The sequence below is a fragment of the uncultured Sulfitobacter sp. genome (assembly GCF_947502895.1).
Classification (GTDB): domain Bacteria; phylum Pseudomonadota; class Alphaproteobacteria; order Rhodobacterales; family Rhodobacteraceae; genus Sulfitobacter.
Window position 1 is genome coordinate 18,702 of the sequence record NZ_CANNBM010000009.1, and the last position, 14,894, is coordinate 33,595.

The 14,894-nt window shown below is 56.8% G+C and carries 14 protein-coding genes; 8 read left to right on the forward strand and 6 right to left on the reverse strand.

The features are described 5' to 3' along the window. Positions 1-35: 35 nt before the first annotated feature. Genes ltnD through Q0903_RS18865 form a run of 4 tightly spaced genes read left to right on the forward strand, consistent with a single transcriptional unit; the run spans position 36 to position 3,630 of the window. Positions 36-947, forward strand: a complete 912-nt coding sequence (ltnD, locus tag Q0903_RS18850; protein ID WP_299417819.1) for an L-threonate dehydrogenase — start codon at positions 36-38, stop codon at positions 945-947. A 6-nt stretch (positions 948-953) separates the two neighbouring features. Then, complete coding sequence (otnK, locus tag Q0903_RS18855; RefSeq protein ID WP_299417820.1) at positions 954-2,225, forward strand: 3-oxo-tetronate kinase; 1,272 nt, start codon at positions 954-956, stop codon at positions 2,223-2,225. Beyond that, entirely contained in the window at positions 2,222-2,872 is a 651-nt protein-coding gene (locus tag Q0903_RS18860) for an aldolase (protein WP_299417821.1), read from the forward strand. Before otnK ends, Q0903_RS18860 begins: the two co-directional genes overlap by 4 nt. Continuing rightward, positions 2,869-3,630 (forward strand): TIM barrel protein, encoded by a 762-nt coding sequence (locus tag Q0903_RS18865; RefSeq protein WP_299417822.1) that lies wholly within the window; start codon positions 2,869-2,871, stop codon positions 3,628-3,630. The genes Q0903_RS18860 and Q0903_RS18865 overlap by 4 nt, the downstream gene beginning before the upstream one ends. Here the strand turns inward: Q0903_RS18865 and Q0903_RS18870 are convergent. Further along, positions 3,627-4,394 (reverse strand): SDR family oxidoreductase, encoded by a 768-nt coding sequence (locus Q0903_RS18870; protein WP_299031603.1) that lies wholly within the window; start codon positions 4,392-4,394, stop codon positions 3,627-3,629. The two genes, Q0903_RS18865 and Q0903_RS18870, sit on opposite strands and share 4 nt — an antisense overlap. A 72-nt stretch (positions 4,395-4,466) precedes the next feature. On the opposite strand from Q0903_RS18870, the gene Q0903_RS18875 reads away from it, so the two are divergent. The 3 genes from Q0903_RS18875 to Q0903_RS18885 all read left to right on the forward strand — a co-directional run bounded on the left by Q0903_RS18875 (position 4,467) and on the right by Q0903_RS18885 (position 6,927). Beyond that, on the forward strand, positions 4,467-5,507 hold the full coding sequence (locus tag Q0903_RS18875; protein WP_299417823.1) for an L-idonate 5-dehydrogenase: 1,041 nt from the start codon (positions 4,467-4,469) through the stop codon (positions 5,505-5,507). A 9-nt stretch (positions 5,508-5,516) separates the two neighbouring features. Beyond that, positions 5,517-6,338: a phytanoyl-CoA dioxygenase family protein gene (locus Q0903_RS18880; protein WP_299417824.1), complete on the forward strand. Its 822-nt coding sequence runs from the start codon at positions 5,517-5,519 to the stop codon at positions 6,336-6,338. Positions 6,339-6,411: 73 nt separating this feature from the next. Continuing rightward, positions 6,412-6,927 carry a redoxin domain-containing protein gene (locus Q0903_RS18885; protein WP_299417825.1) on the forward strand — a complete coding sequence of 172 codons (516 nt, stop codon included), beginning with the start codon at positions 6,412-6,414 and terminating at the stop codon, positions 6,925-6,927. Between the two features lie 225 nt (positions 6,928-7,152). Here the strand turns inward: Q0903_RS18885 and Q0903_RS18890 are convergent, their stop codons facing one another. Both Q0903_RS18890 and Q0903_RS18895 read right to left on the reverse strand, forming a co-directional pair. Next, positions 7,153-9,684: an ATP-binding protein gene (locus Q0903_RS18890; protein ID WP_299417826.1), complete on the reverse strand. Its 2,532-nt coding sequence runs from the start codon at positions 9,682-9,684 to the stop codon at positions 7,153-7,155. 52 nt (positions 9,685-9,736) lie between these two features. Continuing rightward, complete coding sequence (locus Q0903_RS18895) at positions 9,737-10,174, reverse strand: molybdopterin-dependent oxidoreductase (protein WP_366141518.1); 438 nt, start codon at positions 10,172-10,174, stop codon at positions 9,737-9,739. 289 nt (positions 10,175-10,463) lie between these two features. Here Q0903_RS18895 and Q0903_RS18900 point away from each other — a divergent pair, with 289 nt between their 5' ends. Beyond that, positions 10,464-11,078 (forward strand): response regulator transcription factor, encoded by a 615-nt coding sequence (locus Q0903_RS18900; protein ID WP_299031621.1) that lies wholly within the window; start codon positions 10,464-10,466, stop codon positions 11,076-11,078. A 15-nt stretch (positions 11,079-11,093) separates the two neighbouring features. Here the strand turns inward: Q0903_RS18900 and Q0903_RS18905 are convergent, their stop codons facing one another. The 3 genes from Q0903_RS18905 to Q0903_RS18915 are packed head-to-tail and all read right to left on the reverse strand — an operon-like array spanning position 11,094 to position 14,892. Continuing rightward, complete coding sequence (locus Q0903_RS18905) at positions 11,094-11,711, reverse strand: hypothetical protein (RefSeq protein WP_299417828.1); 618 nt, start codon at positions 11,709-11,711, stop codon at positions 11,094-11,096. Then, complete coding sequence (locus Q0903_RS18910; protein WP_299417830.1) at positions 11,708-13,069, reverse strand: DUF3131 domain-containing protein; 1,362 nt, start codon at positions 13,067-13,069, stop codon at positions 11,708-11,710. The genes Q0903_RS18905 and Q0903_RS18910 overlap by 4 nt, the downstream gene beginning before the upstream one ends. Then, on the reverse strand, positions 13,066-14,892 hold the full coding sequence (locus Q0903_RS18915; RefSeq protein WP_299417832.1) for a glycosyltransferase: 1,827 nt from the start codon (positions 14,890-14,892) through the stop codon (positions 13,066-13,068). Before Q0903_RS18915 ends, Q0903_RS18910 begins: the two co-directional genes overlap by 4 nt. Positions 14,893-14,894: the final 2 nt, after the last annotated feature.

Genomic DNA, 14,894 nt, shown 5'->3' on the forward strand with positions numbered 1-14,894 from the left:
TTTGTTTTGGCCCATGCCAAACCGGAAGGAACAGAATGACACAAAATCAAAAAATTGCGGCAATCGGTTTGGGGTCCATGGGCTATGGCATCGCCCAATCTGCCTTGCGCGGGGGGCATCGCGTTTGGGGCGTTGATATCAACGCCGAACAAATGCAGCGATTTGTGGATGAAGGGGGGCAGAGTGATGCGCTGGCGGATGTGGCCGCCGAGCTGGACGCGGTTATCGTCGCGGTGTTGAACGCCCCCCAGACCGAGGATGTGCTGTTTGGCGCGCACGGTATCGTGGACCAGTTGCGCAGTGGTGCAGCGGTGTTGTCTTGTGCCACGGTGCCGCCCGAATTTGCAAAAGACATGGCGGCACGTTGTGCCGAGCACGGCGTGCACTATCTGGACGCGCCGATATCTGGCGGCGCAGTAAAAGCAGCCAATGGCGCGCTGTCAATTATGGCGGCAGGCAAGCCTGAGGCATTCAACGCCCTGCGCCCTGTTTTGGATGCGATTGCCGAGACTGTGTTCGAGCTGGGTGATGAGGCTGGTGCAGGCAGTGCGATGAAGGCGGTAAACCAGCTGTTGGCAGGGGTGCATATCGCCACGATGGCTGAGGCCATGACCTTTGGTATGACCCAAGGGGTGACACCGGACAAGTTTATCGAGGTCATTAGCAAATGCGCGGGCACCAGCTGGATGCTGGAAAACCGTGCGCCCCACATCGCAGCGGGGGATTATACGCCCCACAGCTCGGTCAATATCTGGCCAAAGGATCTTGGAATCGTGTTGGACATCGCAAAGAATGCGCAGTTCAGCGCGCCGATCACAGCGGCGGCCTTACAGCAGTTTGTGGCGGCAGCTGGCATGGGGTTCGGCGCGCAGGACGATGCGGCGGTGGCCAAAGTATATGCGCGCAATGCGGGGCTGACCCTGCCCGGTGAAGACGGAAAGGGGTAGGCCAAGATGACAACTGTTCTGGGCTGCATTGCAGATGATTTCACCGGCGCGACCGATCTGGCAGGGTTGCTGGCGCGCAGTGGCGTGCGGGTTTCACTGCGCATCGGTGTGCCAAGTGAGCCACCCCAAGACACAGGCCCTTTCGAAGTAATCGCGTTGAAATCGCGCACCGCGCCTGTGCACGAGGCAGTGGCCGAAACGCGCGCGGCATTGGCGTGGTTGCGCGCGGCGGGTGCGCAGCGGTTTTTCTGGAAATACTGCTCGACCTTCGACAGCACAGCAGACGGCAACATAGGCCCTGTGGCCGAGGCGCTGATGGATGATCTGGGGACAGAGCAGACCATCTATTGCCCTGCGTTTCCTGAAAATGGCAGGTCGATCTTCATGGGTAATCTGTTTGTCGGACAGCAACCCTTGGCCGAAAGCCCGATGAAGGATCACCCCCTGACGCCGATGCGCGACAGTAATCTGATGCGGCTGTTGTCCCCGCAAGTGACCAGTCCTGTGGGATTGGCGGACAGATTGACGGTGGCGCGGGGTGCGCCAGCGTTGCGCGCACGGCTGGACGCGTTGAAGGAAGAAGGCGTGGCCCATGTGGTTGTCGATGCTGTTGCCGACGAAGATCTGACTATTATTGCGCAGGCGTGTCGCGATATGCCACTGATGACGGGCGGCTCTGCTGTGGCGATGCCGCTGCCCGCTCTCTACCTTGCGGACGGGACGTTGCCAGCGGAGGCTACAAAAGGCCAAACGCTGGATATTGCGCGGGAAACGATTGTGTTGTCGGGCAGCTGCTCTGCCATGACAAATGCGCAGGTCGCAGCGTACATCGCGCAAGGGGCGCCCGCGTATCAGCTTGACCCTCTCACGCTTAGCCAGACGGGTGCCGCGCCTGTACTGGACTGGATTGCGGCGCAGGATTTAGGGGCGGCGCCATTGGTCTATGCGACCGCTGATGCGCAGAGCGTTAAATCCGCGCAAGAGGCGCTGGGCGTGGCGCAGGCGGGGGTCTTGGTTGAGCAAACCCTTGCGGCCTGTGCGGTGGCCGCGCGGGATGCGGGGGCACGGCGGGTGATTGTGGCGGGAGGCGAGACTTCGGGAGCTGTCACGCAGGCGCTTGGCGTGACGCAGCTGGACATCGGGGCCGAGATTGCGCCCGGTGTTCCTTGGACCTTCTGCCGTTCGGGGGGGCACCAGATTGCACTAACGCTCAAGTCAGGCAATTTCGGTGCGCCCACGTTTTTCCGTGACGCCCAAGACAGACTGGACGCATTATGAGCACAGAAGTGAAGTTGCGCGAGTTGATCTGCGTACTGGCGAAATCCATGTTTGACCGCGGGCTTACAGGGGGCAGCACAGGCAATATCTCGGCGCGTACAGCGGATGGCGGGCTGCTGGTCAGCCCGACTGGCACCAGTTTTGGCCGGCTTGATCCTGCACGCCTCAGCCGATTTGACGCGCAGGGTGTGTTGATTGAGGGCGATCCTCCGACCAAAGAAATGCCGCTGCACAGCGCGTTTTACGAGACACGGTCAACCGCCGGGGCGGTGGTGCATCTGCACGCGTGCCATTCGGTGGCATTGTCGATGATGCCTGACGCGGATGAGGACAACTTTCTGCCGCCGCTGACGCCTTACGCGATTATGAAACTGGGGCGGGTCAAGTTGCTGCCGTTCTTCCTGCCGGGTGATCCCGCGATGGGGGATGCGGTGCGCGGCCTTGCGGGCAAACGCGCGGCAGTCATGCTGGCCAATCACGGGCCGGTGGTTGCGGGCAAGGATATAGAAGCGGCCTGCAATGCGATTGAAGAGCTTGAGGATACCGCACGGCTTGCCATGATGACACGTGGTTTGTCACCTCGCGCGTTGTCGGCGCGGCAGGTTCAGGATCTGGTGACAAAATTCGATGTGGAGTGGGATGCATGAAGTTTTCAGCCAATCTGGGGTTCCTATGGAATGACCTGTCGCTGCCCGATGCCATCCGCGCGGCCAAGGCGGCGGGGTTTGACGCGGTCGAGTGTCATTGGCCCTACGACACGCCAGCATCGGATATTGCAGAGGCGCTTGCGGAAACGGGTCTGCCCATGCTGGGTCTGAACACCCGCAGGGGGAATGTCGCCAAAGGCGACAATGGACTGTCCGCTATCCCGGGCCGCGAGGACGAGGCGCGCGCGGCCATTGACGAGGCTGTCAGCTATGCCTGTGCCATTGGCGCGTTGAATATTCACGTCATGGCAGGTTTCGCTGCAGGTGATACGGCAAAGCAAACCTTTGCGGCGGCACTTGGATATGCCTGCGAAAAGGCTGGCGCGCACGGGATTACGATTCTGATTGAGCCGTTGAATTCATACGATGCGCCAGACTATTTTCTGTCGACCACAGCCCAAGCTATAGACATGATCGCAGCCGTTGGTGCGCCCAATCTCAAGCTGATGTTTGATTGCTATCACGTGCAACTGATGGAGGGGGATTTGACGCACAAGCTGCACAGCTTGCAACCGCATATTGGCCATATCCAGTTTGCCTCGGTGCCTGACCGTGGCCCGCCCGATCATGGGGAGGTGCACTATGCCCATGTTTTCGATGTCATTGCTGATCTTGGCTACACCGCCCCGTTGGGGGCCGAGTACAAGCCGACGATCCCTACAGACCAGACGCTGGGCTGGCTAAAGCCCTATCGCTAAAGCGATGCTGTGATCCCGCCGTCCACATAAAGGGTGTGGCCGTTCACAAAGCTGGATGCGGCCGAGGATAGGAAGATTGCGGCGCCGACCAGTTCCTCCACATTGCCCCAACGGCCTGCAGGGGTGCGTTTGGCTAACCACGCGCTAAAATCAGGATCGGCCACCAGTGCCGCGTTCAGTGGAGTGTCGAAATACCCTGGTGCGATGGCGTTGCAGTTCAACCCGTGCTGCGCCCAATCGGTTGCCATGCCTTTTGTCAGGTTCCCCACGGCCCCTTTTGTCGCTGTGTAGGGTGCGATGCCTGGACGGGCGAGAGAGGTTTGCACGGACGCGATGTTGATGATTTTCCCACGCCCGCGCCCGATCATATGGCGTGCGACGGCTTGGCCCACGTGGAACACAGAGGCGATGTTGGTTTGCAGCAGCCGCTCGAACGCGTCTGCGGGAAAATCCTCCAGCGCTTCGCGGTGCTGCATGCCTGCGTTGTTGATCAGGATGTCGATCGCGCCGTGGTCCGCCTCAAACCCGTCTATGGCGGCGCGCACGCCTGCATGGTCGGTCGCGTCGAATGCCAGCTGATGCACGGTCGCGCCCTCTGCCTCCAGCTTGGCCGCCGCTTGGGAGAGTTTTGCCGCGTCGCGCCCGTTCAGGACAACTTCGGCACCTGCTGCCGCCAAGCCGCGCGCAAGGGCAAATCCGATCCCTTGGCTAGAGCCGGTGATGAGGGCGCGCAGGCCTGTCAGGTCAAACATTTGCAACGTCATGGCAGAATTCCTTTGGTGGTTGGGGCAGAGTATCCGTATCTTGGGCGCAGTTGTATAGCGGAGAAATCGCCCATGACGGCCCCCAATCAATCCATCGTTATTCACGCGGCGCATGATCTGCGCATCGAGGCGCGTGATGTGCCCACCCCCGCAGCGGGAGAGGTGCTGGTGGAGATGCAGGCAGGCGGCATCTGCGGCTCTGATCTGCATTATTACAATCACGGCGGCTTTGGCCCGATCCAACTGCGCGAACCGATGGTGCTGGGCCATGAGGTGTCGGGCAGAATTGCGGCCTTGGGCGAGGGGGTTGATGGTTTGCATGTCGGGCAGCTTGTGTCTGTCTCGCCCTCGCGGCCTTGTCAGGCTTGCACATATTGTCTGCGCGGGCAGCAAAACCATTGCCTGAATATGCGGTTCTATGGCAGTGCCATGCCTTTCCCGCATATCCAAGGTGCGTTCCAGCAAAGGCTGGTTGCACAGGCCAGCCAATGTGTACCAGCTGATGGGCTTACCCCGGCCCAAGCTGCCATGGCCGAGCCTTTGGCAGTCTGTCTGCATGCAATCAGACAAGCTGGCGATATGGTCGGCAAGACGGTTTTGATTACGGGTTGTGGCCCTATCGGATGTCTTAGCATCCTTGCGGCACGCCGCGCAGGGGCCGCTGCGATTATTGCCACGGATTTATCGGACTATACTTTGTCACTGGCGCGCAGCTGCGGCGCGGATCACGCGCTGAATACCGCCATGCAGTCAGAGGCGCTTGGTCCGTATCAAACGGACAAGGGCCAGATTGACGTACATCTAGAATGCTCAGGCGCGGCACCGGCTCTGGCATCTGGGGTGGCGTGTCTGAAGCCCGGTGGTGTGTTGGTGCAGCTGGGGCTGGGAGGTGACATGACAGTTCCCATGCAGGCTATGACTGCCAAAGAGATCACGCTGCGCGGCTCGTTCCGCTTTCACAGTGAATTTGCGACTGCTGTCGCGATGATGCAATCCGGTCTGATACAGGTTGATCCGCTTATCACCCACAGCTTTGCCATCAGCGATTGCATGAATGCGTTTGAAACAGCCAGCGACCGTAGTCGTGCGATGAAAGTGCAATTGGTATTCTAGGAGGGTTCCATGACCTTGACCGCAAACGAAGTGGCGGCTGCTTATGCCGAGAACGGCTTTGTCGCTCCGATAGATATTATGTCGGCGAATGAGGCGCGGGCCTTGCGTGATGATTTTGAACAAGCTGAGCGGGAACTGGCGCAGGACGCGGAAAAACTGAAATTGCTCTACAGTTATCCCGACCGGTTGCTGCCCCGTTTTGATGCGCTAATCCGTCACCCGAAAATGATCGCGGCCGCTTCTGCCGCCCTTGGCCCCGACCTGATGGTCTGGAGCGGCAGCCTTTTCGTTAAAGAGGCACGCTCGCCCAAGATCGTGTCATGGCATCAGGACCTGACCTATTGGGGACTGGACAGCGCAGAGGAGACGACCTGCTGGATCGCCCTGTCTCATGCTTCGGTTGAGAGCGGGTGTATGAAATTTGTCGCGGGCAGCCACAAAACCCGCATTGTGCCGCATGTGGATACCTTCAGCGATAATAACCTTTTGTCGCGCGGCCAAGAGATTGCCGTGGATGTCGATGAAGCAGACGCCGTGCCAGCCCCGCTGCGGGCGGGGCAAGCCTCGTTGCACCACGGGCATTTGTTCCATGCCTCTGGCCCGAACACGACGGATGATCGCAGGATCGGGGCGGCTGTTCGCTACATCACGCCAGCGATGAAGCAGCAAGGCGGTGTGAAATCTCTTGTCGCCCATGTGGCGGAATCGGATGCCTACGGACACTTCGAAGTTGCGGGCGCCCCGAAAGGCAGGCTGCACCCTGATGACTTCGCGATGTGCCGCCAAGATGCACTGCGTAAACAGGCGATTCTGTTTGAAGGGGTAGAGTAGCCGACGGTGGTTTAGGTTTTCATTTCGTGGGCAACCCACTAAGCTTTGTACAAAAGGATCGAAGGGACCCTAAATGAATAGTGCAAAACCGCAGGTCGGGGTCGCTGTTGCGCCCACAAGCTTTGCCCATGTTGACGGCAGCACGCGCGTGATTGGGGGGACAAAAGACCGCTGGAGTATCTTGTTTGTCTACCGCGGCAAACACTGCCCGCGCTGCAAACGCTATCTGAACAAATTGAATGCAGCGCTGGCCGATTGGACGGCAAAAATGGATGTGATCGTAGTTTCTGCCGATACGCGTGAAAAGGCCTTGGCAGATCAGGCGGAGTTCGGATGGACGTTTGATCTGTGTTACGGAATGACCGAGCCGCAGATGAGGGCCTTGGGCCTGTACGTCTCTGACCCGCTTTCCGAGGCAGAGACGGATACCCGTTTTGCAGAGCCAGGTACATTTGCGATGCGCCCTGACGGCACGCTTATGTTGGTGGATGTTTCAAATGGCCCTGCATCCCGTCCTGATTTGGAAGAGCTATTGGATGGGATGATCTTTAACATCGACAACGACCGCCCCGTTCGGGGCACGGCGTAGTATCAGCTGACAGCAAAGCTGTTGGAGCGGTCAAAGCCGCCCGTATGTCTGAAACCCAAAATAGGTCAGGGCAAAATGCTCTGGCCTGTTTAAGAAGGGCGCTTTTGTCTTGCCTGGGGGGCAATCGCAACGGCCGAGCCATGCCCTGCTGCCACATCGGAACTGGGCAGCCTTTTCGGACGAAAGCCGACTGCGATTGGTTTGCGAAGCAGCATGATCAACCGATCATTGAAGCCGCAAAAGAGACTTCGTTTCCGCCCACACGCCAGAGAGATTTTGGATCGCAGTATCCATTGCCCGAGTGTCAGCCACCTTGGCAGAGTTCTCGACCTTGTTTAACGAATTCCGCAACTCGGTAGCCCCGAGGGTCGCAGCACTTCCTGACATCTTATGCGCTAACCCAACGGTTTCCTCTAAGGGCAGGTCTGTGGACAGGGACACCAGAGCGCGGTCCATTTCTTCGACAAACCGCGCTATCAATTTTCGTGTTGCGACACCACCCAAGGCTTCTTTCATTTCGGTCAAGTGCGCTGGATTTACGAGTGTCGCAGATACGTCTGGCTGTTTCGTAGCCCTACTTGTCTGGCTTGTGAATTGCGTGATCACATTGATCAATCCCGCACGTGAAAGGGGCTTGGTCACAATATCATTCATACCGTCTTCTAAAAATGCCTGTTGTTCCTCTGCCATCGCATTTGCGGTGAGTGCCACAATAGGTGTCTTTGCACAGGGACCGTTTGAGGCCCGAATTGCCCGTGTTGCAGTGCGGCCGTCCATCACAGGCATGCTGATATCCATCAGGATCAGATCAAAGAACTGCTTTGCAGCAAGGTCTACAGCGATCTGCCCGTTATGGGCCTCGGTGATGGTATGGCCTTGTGCAGTTATCATCTCGCTGGCGACCATGCGGTTAATCTCGTTGTCCTCTACCAGCAGAATATGCGCCGACGGTAAATCGGCAGGATGATGGGAAGTCTGGTCCAATGATACGGGTGCCACAGCCGGTTCGACAGGAAAGCGGACAGTGAACACGCTTCCTTTTCCTTCCGCGCTCTGCACATCAATGGTGCCACCCATCGCCTTCACAAACCGCAACGCGATCCCAAGACCCAGCCCAGTTCCGCCGACATCACGGTCATACGAGGCATCGCCCGTCATGAAATCATCAAATATCTGCGACTTAAGCGCTGCATTCATCCCGATGCCCGTATCCCTGATGGTCAGTTGCACATCAGGGGAGGACGTGATGTCTCCGATAATCTGAGCAGTCACCGTAATCTGGCCGCAGCGTGTAAATTTGATTGCGTTCCCGATAATGTTCATCAGCACATGCTGGATGCGCTCTTTGTCTGCCAAAATCCAATCACTTGGCGCACCTGACCACGACCAGGAAAGGTTCGTGTCATTTGCTGCAGCAGCGCCGCTTTGGCTATCTACAATATCTTGTAGCAGTGTGCTGAGGTTCATTACGGCAGGCCGCAGTTGTAGTTTGCCGGCGTCATATTTCGTAATGTCCAAAACGTCCGAGATATGGCTCATCAGTAGTCTGCCGGAGGTATCCATATTTTTGATATACTGCGACTGCTTGGCATCTAGGGGGGTGTCTCTCAAGAGGCTCAGGTTCCCCAATAGGCCATTCAACGGCGTGCGGATTTCATGGCTCATCGTCGCCAGAAAATCAGTTTTGGCCTTTTCCCCCGCCAGCGCACGATCCCGTGCCGCCACAAGGTTTTCTTCCGCAGCAATACGGTGCGAGATATCGCGCAAAAACGAAATGAATATTTCGCCCTCTTCGGTTTCGGCAGACTGGATCGCGAACTCTATCGGAAAAATTTCGCCATTGGCACGCTTGGCTTCAAGCTTGATCCGGCCTTTGCCAACAACCCGTTTTTCACCACTCTCGCGCATGCGCACCATACCCGCATCATGGGCAGCGCGGTGGTGGTCAGGGACGATCAGCGCGCCCAAATCACTCCCTATTGCATCTTCGGCGCTGTAGCCAAACATCTGCACTGCCGCCGCGTTGAAATCCAAAACCAGCCCGTCATCGTCACACACAATGACAGCGTCCAATGCGGTGCCCGTGACAACGTTCAACCGTTTGCTGGTCTGGATTGCTTTCAAGCGCCGTCGCACATTCTGGCGGTTCAGAAAGCCAAGATAGAGCGAGAAAACAAGCAGAGTAAGCAGCAGTAAAGCAACGCCAGTTGCCAGTTGGAATAACGTGTCAAAGACCCGCTCGCGCCGCGCGTCTGAATTGGTCGCGAAAAAATTCAGACCACTGTTGGCGAGTTTTCGTACATTGCCACGAACCTCTCGCGCCGCTTCGGAAAGAACGGGGAGAGACGCCGCAAGAACTTCATCGGAGGCATCAATTGTGGGTACGCTCTGTGCGAGAAATGTCTGTATCGCGGTGAGGTTGTCTGAGAACGCAGGCACTTCGCGAACGGGCGCATATATCGACGCTTGGGCGAGTGTTTGAACACGGCTGTAGAAGATATCAAAACTGCGACGCATCTGCACGAGGTCAGGATCGCTGTCGCGCAGTCCGGCATCAAGACTGATCTCGAATTCAAGAAATTCAACTTCGGCTTGGGACAGGGTCCATTGGACATTGTCCGACGTAGCCGAGTTAAGGAGGCGCAGATCACGCGCGACATTTACGGTAAGAAACGCAATCGCAAAAAAACCGACCAGCCCTAGCAAGACAGTCATGATCAAGCGATTGCGGAAGTCCTTCTTTTTCGATTGTGACACCGGATACTCCTGCAATTGAGGCAAAGTATCAGCTTTGCGCCGCAATCAAAACTCAGTCCACGGCCTCAATACGGTCCAATTGCCATATGCTGCGCGAATAGATGACTTCGGTACGGTAATCAGAGTTGTCATCATAAGGATATACCAGCCATAGCGGCCCTTTATCGCGTACAGACATCGTCTCGCCGTTCAGGCGGTATGCCACGATGGGGCCACCTTCAACAGCGTCGGTCAGCGGCACTTCGACGGTATAGTCATTGATTGCGGTGGCACGCAATGTCTCGCCCGTGATGCCCAATGCCTGTACCAGCACGGCAAGCGAGACGCCTTCAAAGGTCTGCTTGCCCTCGGTCCAGATTGTCGAAGTCTCGATTGTGGTCTGTTCAAGTGCTTGCAGCAGGTCGAGGTCGAGCAGTGCTGCCCCTTCCCCGTTCGTCTGCTCCAGATTGCCCGTCACAGTCAGCATAACGTCACCTGTCGGTGCCGCCATATCTTGGGCCCAGGCGGGAGCAGATAGACAAGTTATGATTGAGATCGCTTGAAGAGTAGTGCGCAACATCGGGTCATCCTTTTTCGTTTCTACCCTCGGTATAGAACATTCGGGATTGATGCACCTGTAGCAGGGGGATAGGTTCCTATCCTTTCGGATAGGTAGGCGGAGGACCGTTCCACATCCCTCTGACGGACGATAAGCTGCGCGGCGCCACTATTATGCTGCCATTGCAATATAAAAACGTCTAAGTGTATCGCTTAAGGTGCAGGCAACACAGGAGGCCGTGATGCGCGTATTGATTGCAGACGACCATGATTTGCTACGCGATACGCTGGTCCTTTTTCTCGAAGCGCAGGGCGATATCGAGACTCGGACAGCTGGAGATTTGTCTGGCGCGCATAAGTTGATCCAAAGCGAAGCGCGCTTTGATTTGATCCTTCTTGATCTCAATATGCCAGGCATGAACGGTCTTGACGGGCTCAAGCAGACGATTGCGATGCAGGACGGGCAGCGGGTTGCGTTGCTTTCTGGTGAGGCGACAAAAGAAATTGCCGAGCAGGCGTTGGAAGCGGGAGCGGCTGGCTTTGTGCCTAAGACGCTGCCTGCCAAATCTATGATCAATGCGGTAAAATTTATGGCGATGGGAGAGCAATACGCCCCCATTGATTTCATGACGGCTGTAGAGGAAAGCCCCGAACATCCGCTGGCGCAAAAGCTGACACCACGGGAATTGCAGGTGCTTAAAGGGCTGACCGAGGGCAAATCCAACAAGGAAATCGCCCGCGATCTTGATCTCACCGAACCCACGGTCAAGCTGCACATGAAGACGCTCTACAGAAAGCTGGACGCGGCAAACCGCACCCAAGCGGCCCTTATTGCGCGCGAAGCTGGGTTGTTCTGAGCGTCCTCAACAAGGCTATTTGCACAAAAATGCGTCCAAAGCCGCGAGTGCTTGGGTCGTTTCCAGCGTAGCTGCAGAAGTTCCCAGAACTTCGCTCAGTGCTTTGCGCGTATCCTTTCCGACAAAACCGTCAACGGGTCCGGGATCAGCGCCTGCGATGATTAAAAGCTGCTGAAGCAATTTTCCGTTGCTTCCACCCTCTAGCGTAGCAAGGCCACAGGGTGCAGCAGGTTCAGGGGGCACGGCCTGATCCTCTGGCGCGGCTTCACCCTTAAGGCATTGGGCAACCACATCGGCGACGCGATTTGCGGTCTCTGGTGGTGTACCCTCCGCAGCAAATCCACAGCTTGCTTCCTCGGCTGGACAGGAAATCCGTATTTTCCAATCTGGCCTGCTTTGCGCAGACGCAACAGTACCCTCACCATTTGCAAAAACAGTGTAAAAATACCCGTCCAATACCCCCTCTTGCCATAGGCCAGGAAACTGTGGCGAAGGGACATCCGCATGACGGGTCACAACACTTGTTGCCCCCTCTAGCGGCTTGTCAAACGTGGCGAGGACGCAAGGTTCTGCGCCAGCGGACCCTACGCCGGACAGAAACACAAAGGCAAACCCGAGCGCGCGTTTGATCATTGGCGTGCTTGGATCAAGGGGCCGTGCGCACGAAAGGCGAGGGCCGCCAGCACAGTTGCGTTGGTGTTGGTTGTGACGGAACCGTTCGTGCTGCCATCAATCTCGTAAATCCCTTCGGGCCAGCCACGATCCCCATCGCCCAAAGGCGCAATCGCAGCAACCAGTTCGCGGGTGTAGTCGGTGCCGAACAGGGCATCCATCGCAAAGGCCACTTTGGTTGTGACCGTGCGCTTGCTGTCCAGACGCTCCCCTTTGAAGGTCATAACCGCCCATGGCGCGCCACCGCCCCAGACCGAGGAATAGACAAAATAAGGTGCTTCATCGAGGTGGGATTCGCTCACTGCGGTTAGAACGCCAGTCTCTCGAAACCGTGTTTCCTGCGCTTTGTAGATCGCTGTGGCGAAACGGTGCGAGCGTGCGTCAAACCCGAATTCAAGCCCGTCGAAGATGTAAGGCTCACTCACGGTGAAGGCAGGTGTGATATTGCGGTGCAGGCGGCTATCGACAGGAATGGGTTGGCCCAGCACGTCCTTCACCATCAAATGATCTTCCGCACGATATGCGTTGAACATGTCAAATCCGAACAGCATCATCGCCTTGGCCGCATACTGCTCATAGCCAACGCGCCCTTCCTGATCGCGGCGCAGTTTCTCATCGGCGATGTTGCCGCCAATGAGTTGCCCGTTCTCTACCATCTGGCTCAGATCCCATTTATCCAAAACAGCTGCGATCTGCGGTGCAAGACCAGGATAGCTGTTCTGGACCTGCCCCATGGCGCCAACCATTCGCGCGATATCAAGTGCAGACCAACCCAAGCCGCGCTCGACAGGCCGATTGCCATAATCGACCAATTCACCCGTCTGCACATTGTAGGCCTTGTTCGGCAGGATATCGTCGAACAAGCGTATCTCGCTCAACGTGCGAAGTGCCAGTGCGATACGCGCCTCTGCTTCGTCAGTCGTGATGACCCCCAGCAGATCGGCTGAAATCACAGCTACGAAATATGATCCTGTCTCCCACATCGTAGTGGAGGGGTATTTATCTGCTGAATTGACCAGCCCCGTTTCGGGGTGTGTGTTGTTCTCGAAATACCGCCATGCGATGCGCGCGTGGTCAAGGTCCTCTTTTGTGCTGGTCCCTGTGACTGCCAATGGCAACGGGGTCACATCCTCAAAAACAGCGAGAGGGGATTGCATGGTTTCGGGAGGCGTTTGCACCTGTTCTGTCACTTCAGCGGCCTCGGATTTACGGGTGTCTATCTTTTTTTCAAGCGAGATCACAAGCGCAAGGCCCAAACCCAACGCCACAAGAAAGGTGATGTGACTGCGTGCTTTTATCAGGTTGTCGCGGAAACTCATTTTGAAGATACCTCATCTGTGCTGGACGGTTGCCACATCGCAGCGGCGATCATGCCTGCCATGGCCAAACAATTGTTGAAACCCCAAAGGATATTTGCGACCACGCCGCCCGCAGAGTGGGAAGTATCCCCCAAGGCAAGTGCGCCGATGCCCCATACAGCCCCAAGAATAGTAAGGACGACCACAGCAATTTGCGGCCAGACCAATTCAAGGAATGTGCCGGATTGGCGCGTTTTGGGCGTAACTTTGAACGAGATTTTCTCGCCTTTGGCAACTGCAAGCAGAGCTTTCAGACCGAGCGGAAAAAATGCCAGATAACTGGATTTGGCCGCATATCCAGCAATGCCCCAAGTCCCAACCATGATCGCCAGCTCCAGCGTGACCAAGAACGGGATCAGGCGGAAAAAGAACTCGTCCGAATACGCCGCAACGGGGGAGATGCCGGTGAGCAAATACACAACGGGCGCAAACAGAAATATGATGTTCCACAGTGGCGCGAGATAGGAATAGAAAGTCGTGCCATACATCATCCGTTGTCCAAACGACAAGCCACGCCTGAAAAGCGGGTTATCGTTTTTCAGGATGTCCAGACTGCCGCCTGCGTATTTGAACCGCTGGACGGTCCATGTCAGCATGTCTTGCGGGGACAGCATCTTGCTTTCGACGATGGGATGTTGCTTGGATTTCCACCCCCGCTCGCTGTCAGAATGCAGAACAATCGACGTATAAATGTCTTCCGAGACGTGAAAGCGATAGGGCGTCAAAACTTCTGTCGCAGCCGATTCAGTGCGGATTGCGGCCATCAACTCGGGCGCGACCACTCGTTCCTTGCTCGAGACAGTGACATTTTCCTCAACGGCAAATGCACGTTGTTCGACCTTGTCCCCAAAACTGCGCAAGGCGGCCTCCATCACGGCCTCCCGCCGGTGAATTGATCCTGCACCACAGCAGAATGCGGCATTCACCCAGTTTCGCCGCCGCAGGATAACGTCATAAAACATCTTGGGGTCGTTCACGAATGGATCAGCACCATAGACAACCGGCCCGATCGCCCGCTCGATCGCACTGCCCACTTGCGCGCCCTTTTCGCCAAAACGCCGCTCAAGCTTGTCCGTCAGATGCTCGCCTTCGGGGAGGTCATAGAACCACTGCGGCGTCTGGACCCACGCCATTTTCTCATCACGGAAATAGCCAAGCGTATGTTCCAGCAGCGTAGGGAAAGGCCGCGTATCGGCATCGCAGATGACCATGAAATCGCCCGAGGTCAGCTCCATCGCATTGCGCAAATTACCCGCCTTAAAGCCCTCGTTGGTGCTGCGGGTGATATAGTTTGCGCCCTCGGCCTCGGTCACTGCTTTCATCTCGGGGCGGCGCCCGTCATCAAGGATGTGGATGCGGATATCGATGGGGTGCGGATAGGTCATCCGCTTTGCATCCAGAATACCTAGACGGACCAGCTCGGGATCCTCGTCATAGGTGGCAAACATCACATCTACGGAAATTTTGCGCGCACCCTCTGGATGGTTTCGCACTACGTCGTCCAGTGTCTCTGGCGGGCTCTCGATCTTGAGCGGGTCATCCTTCCAGAGATTAAACACGAATAGGATCATGCCGAAGTAAGCGCAGGTCTCGGCAATCACCAGCGGCACGGCAAACCACATTGCTTCGGGGTTGAGCGAATGCGCCCACCGCCACCAGATGTACCAGCCTCCCACGACCAGTGCGATTGTCGCTAGAAACTGCCACAACACTTCACGTGGAGCCGAATAGGGCAGCGGCGGTTCCGGCTTGCGGTCTTCAAACTTCAGAAAATAGTCATCCATGC

Excerpts from the sequence above, each read along its gene's own strand:
- Q0903_RS18865 (WP_299417822.1), top strand. The coding sequence starts at position 2,869 with ATGAAGTTTTCAGCCAATCTGGGGTTCCTATGGAATGACCTGTCGCTG.
- ltnD (WP_299417819.1), top strand. The coding sequence starts at position 36 with ATGACACAAAATCAAAAAATTGCGGCAATCGGTTTGGGGTCCATGGGC.
- otnK (WP_299417820.1), top strand. The coding sequence starts at position 954 with ATGACAACTGTTCTGGGCTGCATTGCAGATGATTTCACCGGCGCGACC.
- Q0903_RS18870 (WP_299031603.1), bottom strand. The coding sequence starts at position 4,394 with ATGACGTTGCAAATGTTTGACCTGACAGGCCTGCGCGCCCTCATCACC.
- Q0903_RS18915 (WP_299417832.1), bottom strand. The coding sequence starts at position 14,892 with ATGGATGACTATTTTCTGAAGTTTGAAGACCGCAAGCCGGAACCGCCG.
- Q0903_RS18880 (WP_299417824.1), top strand. The coding sequence starts at position 5,517 with ATGACCTTGACCGCAAACGAAGTGGCGGCTGCTTATGCCGAGAACGGC.
- Q0903_RS18900 (WP_299031621.1), top strand. The coding sequence starts at position 10,464 with ATGCGCGTATTGATTGCAGACGACCATGATTTGCTACGCGATACGCTG.
- Q0903_RS18905 (WP_299417828.1), bottom strand. The coding sequence starts at position 11,711 with ATGATCAAACGCGCGCTCGGGTTTGCCTTTGTGTTTCTGTCCGGCGTA.
- Q0903_RS18860 (WP_299417821.1), top strand. The coding sequence starts at position 2,222 with ATGAGCACAGAAGTGAAGTTGCGCGAGTTGATCTGCGTACTGGCGAAA.
- Q0903_RS18910 (WP_299417830.1), bottom strand. The coding sequence starts at position 13,069 with ATGAGTTTCCGCGACAACCTGATAAAAGCACGCAGTCACATCACCTTT.
- Q0903_RS18895 (WP_366141518.1), bottom strand. The coding sequence starts at position 10,174 with ATGGCGGCACCGACAGGTGACGTTATGCTGACTGTGACGGGCAATCTG.
- Q0903_RS18885 (WP_299417825.1), top strand. The coding sequence starts at position 6,412 with ATGAATAGTGCAAAACCGCAGGTCGGGGTCGCTGTTGCGCCCACAAGC.
- Q0903_RS18875 (WP_299417823.1), top strand. The coding sequence starts at position 4,467 with ATGACGGCCCCCAATCAATCCATCGTTATTCACGCGGCGCATGATCTG.